At 71.7% G+C, this 17677-nt stretch carries 15 protein-coding genes; 8 read left to right on the top strand and 7 right to left on the bottom strand.

Annotation, left to right across the window (positions count from 1 at the left end; translation table 11 throughout):
- Positions 1 to 49: 49 nt before the first annotated feature.
- Positions 50 to 1132: an NADH:flavin oxidoreductase/NADH oxidase gene (locus G3I71_RS24255; protein WP_164317179.1), complete on the top strand. Its 1083-nt coding sequence runs from the start codon at positions 50 to 52 to the stop codon at positions 1130 to 1132.
- 29 nt (positions 1133 to 1161) lie between these two features.
- On the opposite strand, the gene G3I71_RS24250 is transcribed toward G3I71_RS24255, so the two are convergent.
- From G3I71_RS24250 to G3I71_RS24240, 3 genes are all read right to left on the bottom strand, one after another.
- A complete protein-coding gene (locus tag G3I71_RS24250) occupies positions 1162 to 3555 on the bottom strand; it encodes a SpoIIE family protein phosphatase (protein ID WP_164317177.1) in 2394 nt (797 codons plus the stop codon).
- Between the two features lie 43 nt (positions 3556 to 3598).
- On the bottom strand, positions 3599 to 4891 hold the full coding sequence (locus G3I71_RS24245) for an SGNH/GDSL hydrolase family protein (protein ID WP_164317323.1): 1293 nt from the start codon (positions 4889 to 4891) through the stop codon (positions 3599 to 3601).
- A 169-nt stretch (positions 4892 to 5060) separates the two neighbouring features.
- Positions 5061 to 6392 carry a PHB depolymerase family esterase gene (locus G3I71_RS24240; protein ID WP_164317175.1) on the bottom strand — a complete coding sequence of 444 codons (1332 nt, stop codon included), beginning with the start codon at positions 6390 to 6392 and terminating at the stop codon, positions 5061 to 5063.
- A 456-nt stretch (positions 6393 to 6848) separates the two neighbouring features.
- On the opposite strand from G3I71_RS24240, the gene G3I71_RS24235 reads away from it, so the two are divergent.
- The gene (locus G3I71_RS24235; RefSeq protein ID WP_164317173.1) at positions 6849 to 7829 is read left to right on the top strand and encodes a polysaccharide lyase family 1 protein; all 981 of its coding nucleotides are present in this window, start codon (positions 6849 to 6851) and stop codon (positions 7827 to 7829) included.
- A 67-nt stretch (positions 7830 to 7896) separates the two neighbouring features.
- Positions 7897 to 8703, top strand: coding sequence for a pectate lyase (locus G3I71_RS24230; protein WP_164317172.1), 807 nt, complete (start codon positions 7897 to 7899; stop codon positions 8701 to 8703).
- Positions 8704 to 8975: 272 nt separating this feature from the next.
- On the opposite strand, the gene G3I71_RS24225 is transcribed toward G3I71_RS24230, so the two are convergent.
- The gene (locus tag G3I71_RS24225; RefSeq protein ID WP_164317171.1) at positions 8976 to 9542 is read right to left on the bottom strand and encodes a hypothetical protein; all 567 of its coding nucleotides are present in this window, start codon (positions 9540 to 9542) and stop codon (positions 8976 to 8978) included.
- A gap of 212 nt (positions 9543 to 9754) precedes the next feature.
- Here G3I71_RS24225 and G3I71_RS24220 point away from each other — a divergent pair, with 212 nt between their 5' ends.
- From G3I71_RS24220 to G3I71_RS24210, 3 genes are all read left to right on the top strand, one after another.
- Positions 9755 to 10840 (top strand): exo-alpha-sialidase, encoded by a 1086-nt coding sequence (locus tag G3I71_RS24220; RefSeq protein ID WP_164317170.1) that lies wholly within the window; start codon positions 9755 to 9757, stop codon positions 10838 to 10840.
- Positions 10841 to 10994: 154 nt separating this feature from the next.
- Positions 10995 to 11672 carry a uracil-DNA glycosylase gene (locus G3I71_RS24215; RefSeq protein WP_164317169.1) on the top strand — a complete coding sequence of 226 codons (678 nt, stop codon included), beginning with the start codon at positions 10995 to 10997 and terminating at the stop codon, positions 11670 to 11672.
- Positions 11673 to 12009: 337 nt separating this feature from the next.
- The gene (locus G3I71_RS24210) at positions 12010 to 12930 is read left to right on the top strand and encodes a sirohydrochlorin chelatase (protein ID WP_203731182.1); all 921 of its coding nucleotides are present in this window, start codon (positions 12010 to 12012) and stop codon (positions 12928 to 12930) included.
- A 111-nt stretch (positions 12931 to 13041) separates the two neighbouring features.
- On the opposite strand, the gene G3I71_RS24205 is transcribed toward G3I71_RS24210, so the two are convergent.
- Both G3I71_RS24205 and G3I71_RS24200 read right to left on the bottom strand, forming a co-directional pair.
- A complete protein-coding gene (locus G3I71_RS24205) occupies positions 13042 to 14067 on the bottom strand; it encodes a lactonase family protein (RefSeq protein WP_164317168.1) in 1026 nt (341 codons plus the stop codon).
- A gap of 86 nt (positions 14068 to 14153) precedes the next feature.
- On the bottom strand, positions 14154 to 15653 hold the full coding sequence (locus G3I71_RS24200) for an FUSC family protein (RefSeq protein WP_164317167.1): 1500 nt from the start codon (positions 15651 to 15653) through the stop codon (positions 14154 to 14156).
- A 194-nt stretch (positions 15654 to 15847) separates the two neighbouring features.
- Between G3I71_RS24200 and G3I71_RS24195 the strand changes: the two genes are divergently transcribed.
- Positions 15848 to 16336, top strand: a complete 489-nt coding sequence (locus tag G3I71_RS24195) for an Lrp/AsnC family transcriptional regulator (RefSeq protein ID WP_164317321.1) — start codon at positions 15848 to 15850, stop codon at positions 16334 to 16336.
- Positions 16337 to 16382: 46 nt separating this feature from the next.
- On the opposite strand, the gene G3I71_RS24190 is transcribed toward G3I71_RS24195, so the two are convergent.
- Entirely contained in the window at positions 16383 to 17156 is a 774-nt protein-coding gene (locus tag G3I71_RS24190) for a LysR substrate-binding domain-containing protein (RefSeq protein ID WP_164317166.1), read from the bottom strand.
- 111 nt (positions 17157 to 17267) lie between these two features.
- Between G3I71_RS24190 and G3I71_RS24185 the strand changes: the two genes are divergently transcribed.
- Complete coding sequence (locus tag G3I71_RS24185; RefSeq protein ID WP_164317165.1) at positions 17268 to 17672, top strand: DUF5997 family protein; 405 nt, start codon at positions 17268 to 17270, stop codon at positions 17670 to 17672.
- Positions 17673 to 17677 lie beyond the last annotated feature (5 nt).

Here is a 17677-nt window from a genome sequence, read left to right as displayed (position 1 = left end):
AAGTCGTCCAGTGACCTCGTGACGTACGACGAGACGAAGGGAGCCCGCCGTGAGCGCGCTCTTCGAGCCCTACCGCCTCCGTGACCTGACCATCCCCAACCGCGTGTGGATGTCCCCGATGTGCCAGTACTCGGCGGCTCCCGAGGGTGTGGAGACCGGCGCCCCGAACGACTGGCACTTCGCGCACTACGCGGCGCGCGCCGCCGGGGGCACCGGCCTGATCGTCGTCGAGGCCACGGCCGTCAGCTCTGAGGGCCGGATCACCCCGTACGACCTGGGCATCTGGAACGACACACAGGTGGAGGCGTTCCGCCGGATCACCCGTTTCCTGGTCTCCCAGGGCACCGTTCCGGGAATCCAGCTCGCTCACGCAGGCCGAAAGGCGTCGACCGGCCTGCCCTGGCAGGGCGGCGCGCCGCTCGACCCGGACGACGCGTACGCCTGGCAGCCGGTCGGCGCGAGTCCGCTGCCGTTCAACGAGGAGCACCCGGTCCCGAGCGAGTTGACGGTCGATCAGATCCGGGACGTCGTCGGCCAGTTCGCGGACGCGGCCCGTCGCGCCCTCGACGCCGGCTTCGAGGTCGCCGAGATCCACGGTGCGCACGGCTATCTGATCAACAGTTTCCTGTCCCCGCACTCCAACCACCGCACCGACGTCTACGGCGGCTCGTACGAGAACCGGGTCCGCCTCGCGCTCGAAGTCGTCGACGCCGTACGGGAGGTGTGGCCCGAGGAGAAGCCGCTGTTCTACCGTGTCTCGGCGACCGACTGGCTGGCGGACGGCGGCTGGAGCGCCGACGACACCGTGCGCTTCGCCGCCGAACTCCACGCCCATGGCGTCGACCTCCTCGACGTCTCGACCGGCGGCAATGTCTCCGGCGTACGCATCCCGACCGGGCCGGGCTATCAAGTCCCCTTCGCCGCCCGGGTGAAGGCCGAGACCTCTCTGCCCGTGGCCGCCGTGGGGATGATCACCGACGCCGAGCAGGCGGAGAAGATCCTGTCCAACGGCGAGGCCGACGCGGTGCTGCTCGGCCGTGAGCTGCTGCGCAACCCGTCGTGGGCCCGGCACGCGGCTCGTGAACTGGGCGCCGAGGTGCGGGTGCCGGACCAGTACCACCGGTCCGTCTGAGTACGCCGGACCGTAAGTCCCCTGAACTCTCACAGAGTTGGCGGCAGCGCCTGTTCCGCCCAGATGGTCTTGCCCGTGCCCGTCGGGCGGGTGCCCCAGCGGTCGGTGAGCTGGGCGACCAGGAGGAGGCCGCGTCCGCCCTCGTCGAAGATGCGGGCCCGGCGCAGAATCGGCGAGGTGCTGCTGGCGTCGGAGACCTCGCAGATGAGGGTGCGGTCACGGATCAGCCGGAGCTGGATGGGGTCGCCGCCGTAGCGGATGGCGTTGGTGACCAGTTCGCTCACCACCAACTCGGTGACGAAGGCCGCCTCGTCGAGGCCCCAGCGGGTCAGCTGGTCGGTGGCGTGCTTGCGGGCGGTGGCGACGACCGCCGGGTCGGCGGGCAGGTCCCAGACCGCGACCTGTTCGGCGTCCAGGGCGCGGGTGCGGGCGACCAGCAGGGCGACGTCGTCGCCCGGTGTCTTCGGGAGCAGGGAGCCGATCACCGTGTCGCAGACGTCCTCCAGGCTGTCGGCCGGTGCCTCGAGTGCCGCGCACAGGGCGGCCGTTCCGGCATCGATGTCGCGGTCTCGGGCCTCGATCAGACCGTCCGTGTAGAGGGCGAGCACGCTGCCCTCGGGCAGCTCGAGCTCGGTCGCCTCGAACGGGAGCCCGCCGACGCCGAGCATGGGTCCCGCGCTCACCTCCACCACCTCGACCCTGCCGTCGGGGTACCGGACGACCGGCGGTGGATGCCCGGCGGCGGCGAGCGTGCAGCGCCGGGACACGGGGTCGTAGACCGCGTACAGGCAGGTCGCGCCGATCTCGCCGGACTCGCCGCTCTCGTCGGTCCCGAGGTGGCCGACCAGGTCGTCGAGGTGGGTGAGCAGTTCGTCGGGCGGCAGATCGACGTCCGCCAGTGTCCAGACCGCCGTACGGAGCCTGCCCATGGTCACCGAGGCGTGCAGGCCATGGCCGACGACGTCCCCGACGACCAGCGCCACCCGGGTCCCGGACAGCGGGATCACGTCGAACCAGTCGCCGCCGACGCCCGCCTGGGACAGCGCGGGCAGATAGCGGGAGGCGGACTCGACGGCCGCCTGCCCGGCCACCGTCTGGGGCAGCAGGCTGCGCTGGAGGGCCAGGGCGGTGGTGCGCTCACGGGTGTAGCGGCGGGCGTTGTCCACGCACACGGCCGCGCGGCTGGCCAGTTCGCGAGCCAGCGAGACATCGTCCTCGTCGAAGACGTCGGGCTTCTCGGGGGTCAGCAGCCGCACGAACACGGCCACCCCCAGTGTCATACCGCGCGCCATCAGCGGTACGGCCATCAGCGCGAGGTCGTGGGTGTCCGTGCCGCCGGTGGTGCGCAGCTTCGCGGAGCGTGCCGTGTGCAGGCCGAACCACCGGTCGAGGTCCGGATCGCCGGTACGGGCGAGGACGGGCAGGCCGGTGGCGAGCGCGCGGGCGGGCGGCGAGTACGGCGGGTAGACGTCCGCCGCGCCGAGGCCGATCGCCGCCTCCGGCACCCCGGCCGTGAGCGAGTGGTGGGCGACCCGGCGCAGCTCCACACCGGCTTCGACCTGCCCGAGAACCGGTTCGTCGCCCTGGAGCACCGAGTCCAGCAGGTCCACGCTGGCGAAGTCGGCGAGCCGGGGCACCACCAGTTCGGCGAGTTCCCGGGCGGTGCGGACGACGTCGAGACGGGTGCCGATGCCCGCGGCGGCCTCGTTCAGCATGGCCAGCCGCTGCCTCGCCGCGTACTGCTCGCTGCTGTCGAAGGCGGCGAGCGCGACGCCGAGCACCTCGTCGGCCGGATCCCGCAGCGGCCACATCTCGGTGGTCCAGGCGTGCATGCGCCGGCCCGAGGGCGACCGGGTCCAGCTCTCGTAGTGGACCGGCCGACCGGTCTCCGCGACGATCTCCAGATGGCGCAGAAAGCCCCGGCTGTGTTCGGCGTCCTCGACGGTGTCGGGGAAGTACCGGTGCAGGAACCCGTCCTCGGGCTGCCCCATGACGGCACAGGCGACGTCGTTCATGCGCAGATACCGCTGCCCGGTGTCGAAGACGGACATGGACACGGAGGCCTGCCGGAACGCCAGTTCGCCCAGGTCACGCCCGGCGTCGTCGGGCGTCACGGTGACGACGTACGCCCGACGCTCCCCCAGGGCCACCGGGCACAGGCGCAGCGTCGGCTCCAGGCGCCGCCCGTCCCGGTGCCGTACGCCCACGACGGCGGCGCCGGACGCTCGCAGTTCCCGCCAGGCCGCGCGCGGGTCACCTGCCACCAGATCCGCCGCCGGGCGGCCGGTGGCCTCGGCGGCGGTGTACCCGGTGAGCCGGCGGGCGCCCTCGCTCCAGCCCGTGAGAGTGCCGTGCGCGTCGATCACCGCCAGGGCGTCACCGGCAAGGACCACCCGCTCTTCGTCGCGCGGCCCATTCACCATATGCCCAAGAATGCGGGCATTGGTGACTGTCATCAACCCGGGATCAGCTCTTCCTGAACCAGGTCGCGGGAACGGCGGCGGCCAGCGTCCGGTATCCCTCGGGGTTCAGATGCAGCCAGTCCCCGTCGTGGAGGTCCGCGCGCAGCCGTCCCGGATCGGCCGGATCGCGCACCGCGCGGTCGAAGTCGACGACGGCGTCGAAGGCGCCTCCGGTGCGGATCCAGGCGTTCACGGCCTGTCGGGCCATCTCGCGCAGACCCGCCGGATCGTCGTACGACGTGTTGCCGCGGAAGGGTGTCAGGGTGGCGCCGTAGACGCGGATGCCCTGGGCGTGCGCGCGGACGACGATCTGCCGGTAGGCGGCGATGAGGCCGTCGGTGACGCGCTGCTGCGCGGCCGGGGTGGCCTCGGCGGTGCCGATGTCGTTGACGCCCTCGAAGACGATCAGCCAGGAGACCCCGCTGTGCGCCAGGACGTCCCGGTCGAGCCGGGCGAGGGCGTTGGGGCCGAGGCCGTCGTTGAGGACCCGGTTGCCGCCCGCGGCCTGGTTGAGTACGGCGATCCGCCCCCCGCCGGGAAGGCCCCGGAGCCGGTCCAGGAGCTGGTCGGGCCAGCGGTTGTTGCCGTTGGTCGTGGAGCCCCGGCCGTCGGACAGCGAGTCGCCCAGCACGGCGACGGCACGCGTGTCCCGGCCGGAGAGGACCTCGACGTCGCTGAGCAGGTACCAGTGGTTGACCGGGGTGGCCCCGGTCAGGTCCTGCTCTGCCGTGCCGTCTCCGGTACGCAGGTACGAGGTGGTGCGCGAGCCCGGGTGCGAGGTGAGCGCGAGCGAGGCCTGGCCGTTCGCCAGGTACGTCGTCACGGTCAGGTTGGTCGCGGGGCGCAGCCCGAAGTCCAGCGGGTCGGAGACGACCTGGGCCCCGGCGGGAACGGTGGTGGACCGGCGTCCGGCGAACGTCACCTCGCGCAGGGTGCCGGGTTCGACGGCGCTTACTCCTGCCCGGCCGTCCAGCGGAAGGGCGACCGTCACGGCCGTCAGCGGGAGCGGGGTGGTGCCGAAGGCGTTGGAGAAGCGCAGCCGGACGCGCTCGCCGCCGGTGGAGACGCGCACGGTCTGGCGCAGGGTGGTGTCGACGAGGACGGCACGCTCCCCGGTGAAGGGCGCGGGCGGCATGTTGCCGGGCTCGGTGAGCTGCGGCATCGACGTCCAGGTGTCGACCCAGTGCGGGGCGGACCGGGCCGGGTCGGCGACCGTCGGCTGCGGGCTTCCGACCAGGGCCACCACGGCGGAGGACGCCACGGCGAGGGCCAGCACGAACACACAGGTGGCGACCAGGTAGGCGAGCGCTGCTCTGGCGGACGGCCGCTGGGGCCGGGGCGACTGCGCGAGGCGGGGCGACTTCACGGGCCGGGTGCCTTTCTCTGTCTCAACGACGTCTTCCTCGGACCACTTCAGGCGAGGTGACCGGGTGCGCGCTCGTGGCACGCACCCGGCACAGCGGGGCTCAACCGGCCGTGCAGGCCGTTCCGTTGAGCGTGAAGCCGGACGGCGCCGCACTGTTGCCGGTGTGGCTCGCCTGGTAGCCGAAGCCGACACTCGCACCGGGCGCGATGGCCGCGTTGTAGGTGGCGTTGGTGGCCGTCACCGCGCCGGAGGCCGGGGCGAAGGTGGCGCTCCAGCCGGAGGTGATGGTCTGGCCCGAGGCCAGGGTGAAGCCCAGTTTCCAGCCGTTCACCGCCGTCGTGCTGTTGTTGGTGATGGTCACGGACGCGGTCAGCCCGTTGTTCCAGGCGTTCGTGGTGACCGCCACCTTGCAGGGGCCGGCCGGAGGCTGGGGCACGGTGCCGCCACTGTCCAGGCCGAAGAAGGTGATCACGCGGGCGGCCATACCGGTGGTGATCAGGTTGTGGCCGACACCCTGGAGGCTGAGGGCCTCTACGGGCGCCTTGTCACCGGTGGCGCCGTAGCGGGTGCGGGTCCAGCCGGACTGGGGCGAGTCGGTCGCGGACGGTGTCTGGCCGAGACCCTGCACGTTGGTCCACTGCTTGATCTCCTCCCCGAAGTTGGGGTAGCGCAGGGTGTCGTCCTCGGTACCGTGCCAGAGCTGCATGCGCGGTCGGGGGCCGGTGTAGCCGGGGTAGGCGGTGCGCACCAGGTTGCCCCACTCCTGCGGAGTGTGGATCACCGTCCCGTTGGCGCAGTCGCTGTTCCACTCGGAGCCGTTGGTGGTGGCGAAGCAGCCGAACGGCACGCCCGCGAAGGCGGAACCGCCCGCGAAGACGTCCGGGTAGTCGCCGAGCAGGACGTTGGTCATCATCGCGCCGGAGGAGACCCCGGTGGCGAAGACCCTGCTGGTGTCGGCGTTGTAGGTGCGGGTCACCCAGTCGACCATCGACTTGATGCCCACCGGGTCACTGCCGCCGCCCCGGGTGAGCGCCTGCGGCGAGGAGACGTCGAAGCACTTGCTGCTACGGGTGACGGAGGGGTAGATCACGATGAAGCCGTAGCGGTCGGCCAGCGAGGCGTACTCGGTGTTGGAGTAGAACACGGGGCCGGAGCCGGTGCACCAGTGCACGGCCACCAGAACCGCCGGGTGCGTGGTGACGCCGTCCGGCACGTACACGTACATCTGCAGGTTGCTGGGGTTGGTCCCGAAGTTCGTCACCTCGGTGAGCGCGGCGGCGGCGACGGGGGCCGCAGCGGGCGGCTCCGTACGGGCCGCAGCCGACGGCGCGGCGAGGAATGTCGCCGCGAGTAACGGCAGCAGGCCTGCGAGAAGCGTGGCGAGCACCGAACGCAGAGGTCGTTTCGCGATGTTGCCGACAGTGGTGGACACGTCCTTGTCCCTTCCTGATCACGGCTCGTGGGGTACGCGTGGCGGAAGTCGAAGTCCCGCTCGGCGGGGCTGCCCGCCCGCATCGTGGCATGAGCATGGCCTCCATGGAAGCGCTCCCACGCGTCGAAAACATTCGCTGACCAGCGGTTGCAGATCCGGTCGGCACGCATTGCGCGCAAAGCGTTGACCAGAAAGCGCTTACCCTCTACCTTCCGTTCAGCGATGTGACCCATCGATGTCGATCCGCATTCGACGGGACGACCCCGAAGCATGCACCCCCAGGGACAGTGCACTCTCTGGGGCACTACCGCCCCCCACGCTTCGGGCCCACCGTCACCGCTCCACCGCTCCACCGGCTCGCGCGCAGCACGCAACATGGCGCACAACATGGTGAATGAAGTTCATATAGCTGATCGCCCCGTCGATCAGCCAGCCCTCCCGAAGGGACGCACCCGCATGCGTACACACCCCCCACGTACACAGAAGCAAAGGCCCGCGGCGGCGGCAGCCGTGGCCACCGCCCTCGCGGCCGTCGCCGTTCTGGCCGTCCCCCAGCCGGCCGGGGCCGCCGAGAACGCGCCCATCGGATTCGGTGCCGGAACGACCGGCGGCGGCAGCGCCACCCCGGTCACCGTGACGACGCTCGCCGCCTTCAGGACGGCCGTCACGGGCAACGCGGCCAAGGTCGTGCGGGTGAACGGCCTGATCACACTGAGCGGTCAGGTCGACCTGGGCTCCAACACCACGGTCCTGGGCGTCGGTTCGTCCTCCGGGTTCACCGGCGGCGGCCTGAGGATCAAGGAGGAGACGAACGTCGTCGTCCGCAACCTCAACATCAGCAAGCCGCTCGCGCCGTCCGACGGCGTGACCGTCCAGAAGTCCACGAAGGTGTGGATCGACCACAACTCCTTCTCGGCGGACCGCACCCACGACAAGGACTACTACGACGGCCTGCTGGACATCAACCACGGCTCCGACAACGTGACGGTGTCCTGGAACACCTTCAAGGACCACTTCAAGGGCTCGCTCGTCGGCCACAGCGACAACAACGCGTCCGAGGACACCGGTCATCTGAAGGTGACGTACCACCACAACCACTTCAGCAACGTCTACTCGCGCATCCCCAGCCTGCGGTTCGGCACCGGCCACTTCTACGACAACTACGTCCAGGGCGCCGAGACGGCCGTGCACTCCCGGATGGGCGCCCAGATGCTCGTCGAGAACAACGTCTTCCGTTCGACACCGGTCGCCGTCACCACGAACCGCAGCAGCGACGTCGACGGATACGCCAACCTGCGCGGCAACGACCTCGGCGGAGCCGCCACGGAGGTCTCGCGGGTCGGCACGTTCACCACCGCTCCGTACAGCTACACCGCGGAGCCGGCCTCGACCGTCGTCGCATCGGTGACGTCGGGCGCGGGCGCCGGAAAACTCTGAAACAACCCCCAATCCCCAATCCCCAACTCCCCACACAGCACGACCGACCGGAAGAAGGCATCGGGACATGACTTCTGCAGTAAATCCACGCGCGCGCGGGCGCGCACTGACCGGCACGCTGGCCACCCTCAGCCTCTCGCTTGGCATGATCATGACCAGCGGCGCGCTCACCCCGGCGAGCGCCGCGACCTGGCCCACCGCCAACGGCAGCCAGGCCGTCTCGGCGACCATCCCGGTCTCCGGCACCAAGGACTACGCGATGAAGCGCCTGTACGGCACCGGCGACCTCGGCTCCGACAACCAGGACGAGGACCAGGGGCCGATCCTCGAGCTGGCGGCGGGCGCCGTCCTCAAGAACGTCATCATCGGCGCCCCGGCGGCCGACGGCATTCACTGCAAGGGCAGCTGCACCCTGCAGAACGTGTGGTGGGAGGACGTCGGCGAGGACGCCGCCACCTTCCGGGGCAGCTCCTCGTCGAACGTCTACACCGTGTCCGGGGGCGGCGCCAAGGAAGCCAGCGACAAGGTGTTCCAGTTCAACGGCGCCGGAACCCTCAACATCTCCAACTTCGCGGCGAAGAACTTCGGCACCTTCGTCCGGTCCTGCGGCAACTGCTCCACGCAGTACAAGCGGACCATCAACCTCACCAACATCGAGGCGACCTGGTCGGGCGGCAAGCTCGCCGGCATCAACACCAACTACGGCGACAGCGCGACCCTGAGGGGCATCACGATCGTCGGGGACTCCAGCAAGAAGATCGTCCCCTGCCAGAAGTACATCGGCAACAACACCGGCAAGGAGCCGACCACGAACGGCTCCAACCCCGACGGCACGTACTGCAAGTACGCGACGAGCGACATCACGTACCGCTGATCCATCCCCCCTCCGGCGGCTGTACGAGGCGGATCGCACCCGCCTCGTACAGCCGCCGTCCTTCTGTCGTGAGCTGCGTGCCCGACGCCCTGGCCCGCACGGGGGATCCGAGGACGGTACCCGTCGTGGCGGAGCTGCCTGCCGGCCCCGCCGCGCCGGACGACCCGGGCCACACGGTCGCGCACCTGGAACCGGCCGCGCCATGCAGGTGCCGGGGGCGACGGGGCCGCCTTGCCCCCCGCTCCCCGTTTCCCGGCTCCCTCGACACGCGGTCAGCGCGTGTTGCGCCCCCACATCGGGTCGAACCGCTCCCACGCCTCGTCCCACTCCTCCATCCGCCGTCGCTCCAGACGGCCACGGAGGAGACGCCAGGCGACATAGGGCACGGTCGCCCCGCTCGCGCCCGCCAGAGCGCCGACCAGGCCGGCCCTGAGGCGGGCCTCGGACGCGGTGGCGGGCTTCGTCACCAGCCGGCCCTGCGGATCCGTCCAGACCGTCGCCAGGCTGCCCGCGGTGCTGCCCGAGTCGACCCGGGCCTGACCCGTGTGCCGGGTGCCGTCCGCGGCACTCCAGCGGACCTTCGCCCACACCTTCTCGCTGCCGACGGTGCCGGGCGCGTCCTCGACGACCAGTGCCGTCACGGGACGCCACTCGGCTCGCTCTGTCGCCAGCCCTTGTTCGACGGAGCGGTTCGACACCAGGCCGACGAGGACTCCGGTGAGCACGATGAGCGCCCAGGTGGCCAGTGCGGCCCATCCCTCCACGGCATCCACACGGCGCCTCAGCGGATTCCGCCGCCAACGCCACAGCCACACCCTGGGACCACGGAATGCCGCCATCGAAGGCAACCTCCTCACGCGCACACGGACATGCCCTGCCGTCCTCCCATACGCGCGATGTCCCGCCGCTGCTCACGGCTGACCCGAGGTCTCCGTCACATCCCGCCGACAAACCGCTCCGACCTGCGAGGACGCCGTTCCCAGAGGTGACTGTCAGTGGTGGGGTGCAGACTGGCCGATGACTGGACAAAGACGTCCCGGAGGTGATCGGCATGACCGAGGTACTGCTCACGGTCGGCACGCGCAAAGGCCTGTTCATCGGGCACCGGCGCGGTGACACATGGGAGTTCGACGACAGCCCTTCTTTCAACGCGCAGGCCGTGTACTCGGTCGCGATCGACACCCGCCGGGACATCCCGAGGCTGCTGGTCGGCGGTGACAGCGCCCACTGGGGGCCGTCGGTCTTCCACTCCGACGACCTGGGCCGGACGTGGACCGAACCGGCGCAGCCCGCGGTCAGGTTCCCGAAGGACACGGGCGCCTCGCTGGAGCGCGTCTGGCAGCTCCACCCGTCGACGGCGGAAGCGGACGTGGTGTACGCGGGCACGGAGCCGGCGGCGCTGTACCGCTCCGAAGACCGCGGCGAGTCCTTCGAGTTGGTCCGCCCGCTGTGGGAACACCCCACCCGCTCGCGGTGGGTACCGGGCGGCGGCGGCGAGGGCCTGCACACGATCGTCACCGACCGGCGCGACCCGCGCGCGGTGACGGTCGCCGTCTCGACGGCCGGAGTGTTCCGCACGTCCGACGGCGGCGCGAGCTGGGCCCCGTCCAACTCCGGTGTCGCCGCGGTGTTCCTGCCGGATCCGAACCCGGAGTTCGGCCAGTGTGTGCACAAGGTCGCGAAGGACTCGGCCGACCCGGACCGTCTCTACCTCCAGAACCACTGGGGTGTGTACAGGAGCGACGACGCGGGCGGGCACTGGACGGACATCGGGGCCGGCCTCCCCTCGACGTTCGGTTTCGCGGTGGCGGCCCATCCGCGCCGCGGTGACACGGCGTACGTCTTCCCGATCAACGCCGACGCGGACCGTGTCCCCGCCGACCACCGGTGCCGGGTCTTCCGCACGGCGGACGCGGGCAGGAGCTGGGAGCCCCTGTCGGCGGGTCTGCCCCAGGAGAACCACTACGGCACGGTGCTGCGCGACGCCCTGTGCACGGACGACGCGGACCCGGCGGGCGTCTACTTCGGCAACCGCAACGGCGAGGTGTACGCGTCGCCGGACGACGGTGACAGCTGGCAGCAGTTGGCGTCCCATCTGCCGGACGTGCTGTGCGTAAGGGCCGCGGTGATCGGCTGAGGCTCGGTCAGGGGAAGGAGCCGAAGCCCAACTGACAGAACAGCAGGGGGCGGTGCGCACAGGCGGAGTCACAAGTTCCAATGGTTCGGTCGTCCGCGGTCGGCCTTCGGCCACCGGTTGATCTCTGTCGCGTGTACGGCAGTAGGGTGACGCCGTGGCACCACGACCGTTGCACGAGATTGTCGAAGCGGGCTGGGCGAAAGCCCTCGAACCCGTCGCCGAACGAATCGCCGGGATGGGCGACTTCCTGCGCGCGGAGATCGCCGCGGGACGCACCTATCTCCCGGCCGGACCGAACGTCCTACGGGCCTTCCAGCAGCCCTTCGACGACGTACGGGTCCTGATCGTCGGGCAGGACCCGTATCCGACCCCGGGGCACGCGGTGGGGCTGTCGTTCTCGGTCGCGCCCGAGGTGCGTCCGCTGCCCGGCAGCCTCATCAACATCTTCCGGGAGCTCAACACCGACCTGGGGGTGTCCCAGCCGTCCAACGGCGATCTGACGCCGTGGACCCGGCAGGGGGTGCTGCTTCTCAACAGGGCGCTCACCACGGCTCCGCGCAGCCCCGGCAAACACCGCGGAATGGGCTGGGAGGAGGTCACCGAACAGGCGATACGCGCGCTGGCCGGCCGGGGCAAGCCCCTGGTGTCGATCCTGTGGGGCAGCGACGCCCGCAAGCTCCGCCCGCTCCTCGGCAGCCTGCCGTCGATCGAGTCGGCCCACCCGTCCCCCATGTCGGCCGACCGCGGGTTCTTCGGCTCACGCCCCTTCAGCCGGGCCAACGACCTGCTGACCGGACAGGGTGTCGCCCCGGTGGACTGGCGCCTGCCCTGACCGGCGGGGGACGCGGACGATCGAACACCGCTTGTGCTGACCGATATGCGAGCCCGAATGACCGGCATATGAGTTTGATGCCCTATTGCCGGACAGGAGGCGACTCGTTCCACTGGTGCGCAAGTCCGCTCAGCCCACCGGGACGTGGCGGCCGTAGGCGACTGACCAGCACCGGAACACCATGAGGGTCGAATCCGTCCCCTCGGCTCCGCGCGAAGATGTCACGTACTGATCGCTTCTGATCCGTACGTAACTCATCAGACAAAAGCGGACGGATACCGCTCACCTGCCCCCTCCCCGAACAGGGGAGCCCAATAAGCCAGTAACATGCGGCGCCATGAGCTCCCCCACTGGGCCCGCCGGCCTGCCAGTACGAATGCCGCGCCCCCGCCAGCCGGGCCGGCACCGCCGCCCCGAGCCGCTGGCGGCTCCCGAGGGTGCGCCCGCGCTTCTCCTCGCGGTGCCGGGCGCGCCCAGCGCCGCCACGCGGAGCCTCGCCGAGGAGGTCGTGAGCATCGCCCGCTCCGAGCTCCCCGGCCTCGACGCCCACATCGGGTACCTCGACGGGGACGACGCGGAGTTCCCCACGCTCCAGTTCGTGCTCACGCGCACCGCGCAGGAGCGCACCGCCCGCTACGAGCAGGCCCTCGCCGCCGGTGCGGACGTCAAACAGCCCGAGGGGCCCGTGGCGGTCGTCGTGCCGCTGCTCGCCGGTCCGGACAACGCGCTGCTGCGCCAGATTCGCCAGGCCGTCATGGAGAGCCGTATCGCGGCCGACCTGACCGACGTCCTCGGCCCGCACCCGCTGCTCGCCGAGGGACTGCACGTACGGCTGTCCGAGGCGGGCCTCGCGCGCGCCGACCGGGCCCGTCTGTTCACCGTCGCGACAGCTGCGGACGGCATCGTCCTGGCCTCCGTGGGCGGCGAGGAGGCCGTGCAGGCGGCCGGGATCACGGGGATGCTGCTCGCCGCGCGCCTCGCTGTGCCGGTGATGGCGGCGGCCCTGGACCAGGACGGCTCGATCGCGGCCATCGCCGAGCAGCTGCGCGCCTCGGGCTCGCAGAACCTCGCGCTGGCCCCGTATCTGATCGGCCCGGAGATCGAGGCCGGTCTGCTGGAGGCCGCCGCCCAGGAGGCGGGCTGTGCCGCTTCCGACGCGCTCGGTCCCTACCCGGCCATCGGCAAGCTCGCGCTGGCCAAGTACACGACGGCGCTGGGCATCGCCCCGCAGCAGCCGCAGGGCGCCCCGGTCCGCTGACCCGGACAGCACCCCTGTACGGCGAAGCACGACGGCCGGAACCTGGTACGCCGAAGGGCCCGCTCCTTTCCGGGAGCGGGCCCTCGGCGTGTCCGGCCCACGGTCGGTCGCTCAGCCGAAGATCACACAGGACACCCCCGGGACCGCGAGCGAGCCGGCGCGGCGGGGGACGCCGGTGTCGGGGTCGAGGGCGAACCAGGTGACGTCCCCGGAGCGCTCGTTCGCGACGTACAGGTATCCGCCCGAGGCGGCCAGTTCGCGGGGCCAGTGGCCGCCGCACGGCACCGTGTCCACCAGCCGCAGGGCGGCCCCGGCGTCGTCGACGGCGAGCACGGACACGACGTCCTGGCCGCGCGTCGCCGTCCACACGAAGCGGCCGTCGGGCGAGACGACGATGCCCGACGGGTAGGCGTCGCCGTCCGGGGCGCCCGCCAGCACCGGTGTCTCGCGCAGGGGCGTCAGGAGGCCTTCGGCGGCGTCCCAGCGGCAGACGGTGACGGTCGGGGCGAGTTCGTTCAGCACGTACGCGTACGCGCCGTCCGGGTGGAAGGCCAGGTGGCGCGGCCCGGAACCGGGACGCAGGGCGCAATCGCGGTGCGGTACGAGGCGGCCGTCGCGCAGTGCGTACACGTGGACGGAGTCCGTCCCGAGGTCGACCGCGACGACCCATCGGCCGCTCGGGTCGGGCTGCACCTGATGGGCGTGCGGCTCGAGCTGACGCGCCGGATTCGGGCCCGAGCCGGTGTGCCGGCGCACGTCGGACACGACGCCGACGAGCGTGCCGCCGGCGCCGACCGGCACCGCGGTGACGCTGCCTGAGCCGTAGTTGGCGGTCAGTACGTGCCCGGCAAAGAGCCCGAGATGGGTGGGCCCGCTGCCGCCGACCGGCACGGGTGGCCCGGCGAGTTCGGGCGTGTCGCCGCTCACCCGGTAGGCGGCCACGGCGCCCTCGTCCGTCTCGCTGACCGCGTAGAGCGTGTGCCCGTCGGCGGCGAGGGCGAGATACGACGGGTCGGGTACGTCGTCCGCCGCGCCGAGCGCGGTCAGCGCGCCGCTGTCGTCGTCCACGGCGGCGACCAGGACACCTGGGCCTCCCGCCGTCGTGAACGAGCCGATGAACGCTCGTCGTCGCCCCATTGCCGTCCCCTCTCGGTCTCCTGATCGGTCGGGGCGACCGTACCCCATCGGTCTAGACCAAAAAGCGGGGTGTGGACGAGAGGACCTCAGGCCTCGACCAGCGGCGAGCCGGCCTGGCCACGCAGCGGAGTGGCCAGCTCGGCCAGGGCCCGTTCCAGGCCGTGCAGGTGAGCGAGGGCGGGCTCGATGGCGTGGGACCCTTCCTCAGGGGCCGTGACGGTGTCCGCGCGGCCCTCCGTGAGCGCCTCCACCGCGGTCTCCACACGTCGGCAGGCGGCGGCGAGCCGGACGTCGTGGGAAGCCTCCGGGTCGGCGGCCACGGCGGCCAGCCCGCGGATCTCACGGGCGCAGTCGTCGAGGAGCGCAAGTACCCGGCGGGCGCGGCGCTTACGGGCGCGCACGGGGTTGAGCGGATGCACGAGCGGCGCGACCGAGAGCCGGACACGCCCCAGCAGCAGCTCCAGTTCGGCCACGCGCGGTGCCGGGTCGGCGCCCGGCGCACCCGCGAGCCGGGCGGTGGCCTCGGCGGTGCAGGCGTGGACACAGCGCAGGGCGCGCTGGATCCAGGCGTCGGTGGTGGCGTGCGTGGTGATCGGCAGCACGAGGGCAACGGCCAGCAGGGCACCCAGGGCGCCGACACCGGTCTCCGCGAGCCGTACGCCGAGCAGCCCCGGGCCGAGGACGCCCAGAAGCCCGTACAGGAGCTCGGCGAGCAGGGTGACCGAGAGCATCATCCACGTGTACGACACGGCGGCCGAGTAGCAGATGCCGAACACGCATACGGCGACGAGCACGGCGGTGGGGACGGCCGCCCCCGCCACCGGAACGGCGACAGCGAGCCCGAGCGCGATGCCGAGCACCGTGCCGAGGACGCGGCGGAAGCCACGGACCAGGGTCTCGCCGCGCGAGGTGGTGTTCACGAAGATCCACCAGGTGGCACCGACGGCCCAGTACCAGCGGTCCCCGGACACCAGTTGGCCCACGACCAGCGCGAAGCCGGCGGCGGCAGTCGCCTGGACGGCCTGCCGTGTGGTGGCGCGGGCCAGGCCGCGTTCAGCAGCCGGGGCGACGGGGACCGGCGGCGGGGGCGTACGGCGTTCGTAGCACCACAGTCCGAAGCGCACCGTCGAGGCGGTGAACAGGGACAGGACGACGGCGGCGGACAGCTCGGGCAGCTGCTCCGGTCCCGTGTGCAGGAACTGGGCGACGAAGAAGGTCATGAACGCGAAGACGCCCAGGCTGTGGCCGCGCGGGCCCCAGCGGCGCGCGTACACACCCGCGCCGACGACGGTGAGGAGGGCGAGCCCACGGGCGACCGGGCGGTCATGCAGCTCGGCCGCGACGGCGAGGACGGGGAGGCCGACGGCGGGCAGCAGCGCGGTGGTGAACGCCTGCCCGCGCACCGTGGCGTCGGTGACCGTGAACAGGGCGAGCAGCGCGGCGAGTCCGCCCGTCACGGCCCCGGTGAGCGAGTGCCCGGCGAGGCCGCAGACGGTGACGGCCAGACCGACGCCGAGCACGGCCCGCGCGGCGAACCGCAGCCGGGCGCGGCCCGGGTCCGGCGCCATGAACACCCTCTTCAGCACTGCTGCCCCGCCCCTCTGGAATCGGCATGGAAATGGCGCCGCGGAATCCGCAGCGCCATCGACGCGATCATTGGAGCATTGCTGCCACTACTGGCTCAAGTGGGGTCGCATAGGCTGAGCCATTGGCACAGACATATCGGTCTGCGGGCGGCCACCGCCGAGCCAACGGACCACGTACGAGGAGGCCGGACAACATCGCCGTCGACGAGCTGGACACCCGGATCCTGCGGCTGCTGCTGGAGCAGCCGCGCACCAGCGTCCGCGAGTACGCCCGTTCCCTCGGCATCGCGCGCGGCACCCTGCAGGCCCGCCTGGACCGCCTCGAACGGGACGGTGTGATCACCGGCACGGGTCCGTCCCTGTCCCCCGCCGCGCTCGGCCACCCCGTGCTCGCGTTCGTGCACATCGAGGTCACCCAGGGCCACCTCGACGAGGTCGGGGACGCGCTGGCGGCCGTGCCGGAGATCGTCGAGGCGTTCTCGATCGCCGGCGGCGGTGATCTCCTCGCGCGGGTCGTGTCCCGTGACAACGCGCACCTGGAGGACGTGATCCAGTCACTGATCAGCGTGCCGGGCGTGGTCCGCACCCGCACGGAAGTCGCCCTGCGTGAGCGGGTCCCGCACCGGCTGCTCCCCCTGGTCGAGTCGATCGGCCGGTCGATCGGACGCACACCCACCGGCTGATCCCGCGCTCCGCGCCCACGCCCGGCCCCTGGCGTCCCGGGGAGCGCTACGACTTGCGGCGGGGCTTGCCCTGGCGGGTGCCGCCGGTCTTGCCGGAACCGCCGCTGCGGGCACCCCGGCCCGCGGACCTTCCCGCGGCGGGCTTGCGGGCCGTGCCCTCCGTACCGGAGCGCTTCTTGGGCTTCGGCTGCTCCCCCTTCGGCTCCTCCCGGCGTCCGCGCGAGCTGTTGACGGTGCGGCCCCGCACGATGCCGATGAAGTCCTCGACCAGGTCGGTCGTACGGTCCTCCGGCCAGGACAACGCGACCTGGGACTCGGGCGCGTCCGTGACCGGGCGGTAGATGAGGTCCTTGCGGTGGTGGAGACGGGCCAGGGACTGGGGGACGACGAGTACGCCGATCCCGGCCGCGACCAGCTCGATGGCGTCCTCCGTGGTCGCGGGGCGCTCGAGCGCGGGGCGGCCGGGGAGGGTCTCCCAGTCGAGGGCGTCGTCGAGGGGGTGCAGCACGATGTCGTCGGCGAGGTCCTCGGCGGTCACCTCCTCGACGGCGGACACGACATGGTCCCTGGGGACCACGACCACCGAGGTCTCGGTGTAGAGGGCGATCGCGCTGAGCACCGTACGGTCCACCGGCAGGCGCACGAGGGCCGCGTCGGCGTCACCGGCGAGCATCAGGCCGCCCACCTCGGCGGTGGACACCTGGAGCAGGGTCAGGGGGACGTCGGTTCGCCGCTCGTTCCAGATCCGCACCCACTTGGCGGGGATCACTCCCGGGACGTACGCGAGCCGGAACGCGGGGGAATCTTCCGAGCCAGTCACCGCGCCAGGCTACCTTCCGTGCTCCTCCCGTCGCGCTGCCGCCCTGCTCACCGTTGCCCGCCCGGTTCGCCGTGGTCGGCGCTGGTTCATACGCTCGATACCCTTGACACCATGACGACGCAGCAGACCTCCCAGACCATGAAGCCCGCGACCGCGGCGAAGAAGCTGGGTGTGTACCTCGAGGCCACCCCCGCAGAGTTCCAGGAGGGTGTCGTCACGCGCGCCGAGCTGACCGCGTTGCAGGCCGACCCGCCGGCCTGGCTGCTCGACCTGCGCCGCGACGGCCCGCACCCCCGCCCGGTGGTCGCGTCGAAGCTGGGCGTCTCCATCGCGGGACTCGCCCGCGGCGGGGTCACCGAGGCCCTCACCACCGAGCAGATCGACGCCCTGAAGCAGGACGCCCCCGAGTGGCTCCGGCACGAGCGCTCCGTACAGGTCGACGTCCGCAAGGAAACGGCGCGCATCAAGGAACTGCACCAGGAACAGCAGGAAAAGCGCGAGAACCAGAGCAGGTAGGCGCA

Source organism: Streptomyces sp. SID12501 (assembly GCF_010550245.1).
In the GTDB taxonomy this organism is placed as follows: domain Bacteria; phylum Actinomycetota; class Actinomycetes; order Streptomycetales; family Streptomycetaceae; genus Streptomyces.
Note: the sequence above shows the minus strand (reverse complement) of the source record. Positions and strands in the feature narration are given on the sequence as shown.

Coding starts and splice junctions, on each gene's coding strand:
- G3I71_RS24250 (WP_164317177.1), bottom strand. CDS start 3,555: ATGGTGAATGGGCCGCGCGACGAAGAGCGGGTGGTCCTTGCCGGTGAC.
- G3I71_RS24235 (WP_164317173.1), top strand. CDS start 6,849: ATGCGTACACACCCCCCACGTACACAGAAGCAAAGGCCCGCGGCGGCG.
- G3I71_RS24230 (WP_164317172.1), top strand. CDS start 7,897: ATGACTTCTGCAGTAAATCCACGCGCGCGCGGGCGCGCACTGACCGGC.
- G3I71_RS24225 (WP_164317171.1), bottom strand. CDS start 9,542: ATGGCGGCATTCCGTGGTCCCAGGGTGTGGCTGTGGCGTTGGCGGCGG.
- G3I71_RS24220 (WP_164317170.1), top strand. CDS start 9,755: ATGACCGAGGTACTGCTCACGGTCGGCACGCGCAAAGGCCTGTTCATC.
- G3I71_RS24210 (WP_203731182.1), top strand. CDS start 12,010: ATGAGCTCCCCCACTGGGCCCGCCGGCCTGCCAGTACGAATGCCGCGC.
- G3I71_RS24205 (WP_164317168.1), bottom strand. CDS start 14,067: ATGGGGCGACGACGAGCGTTCATCGGCTCGTTCACGACGGCGGGAGGC.
- G3I71_RS24185 (WP_164317165.1), top strand. CDS start 17,268: ATGACGACGCAGCAGACCTCCCAGACCATGAAGCCCGCGACCGCGGCG.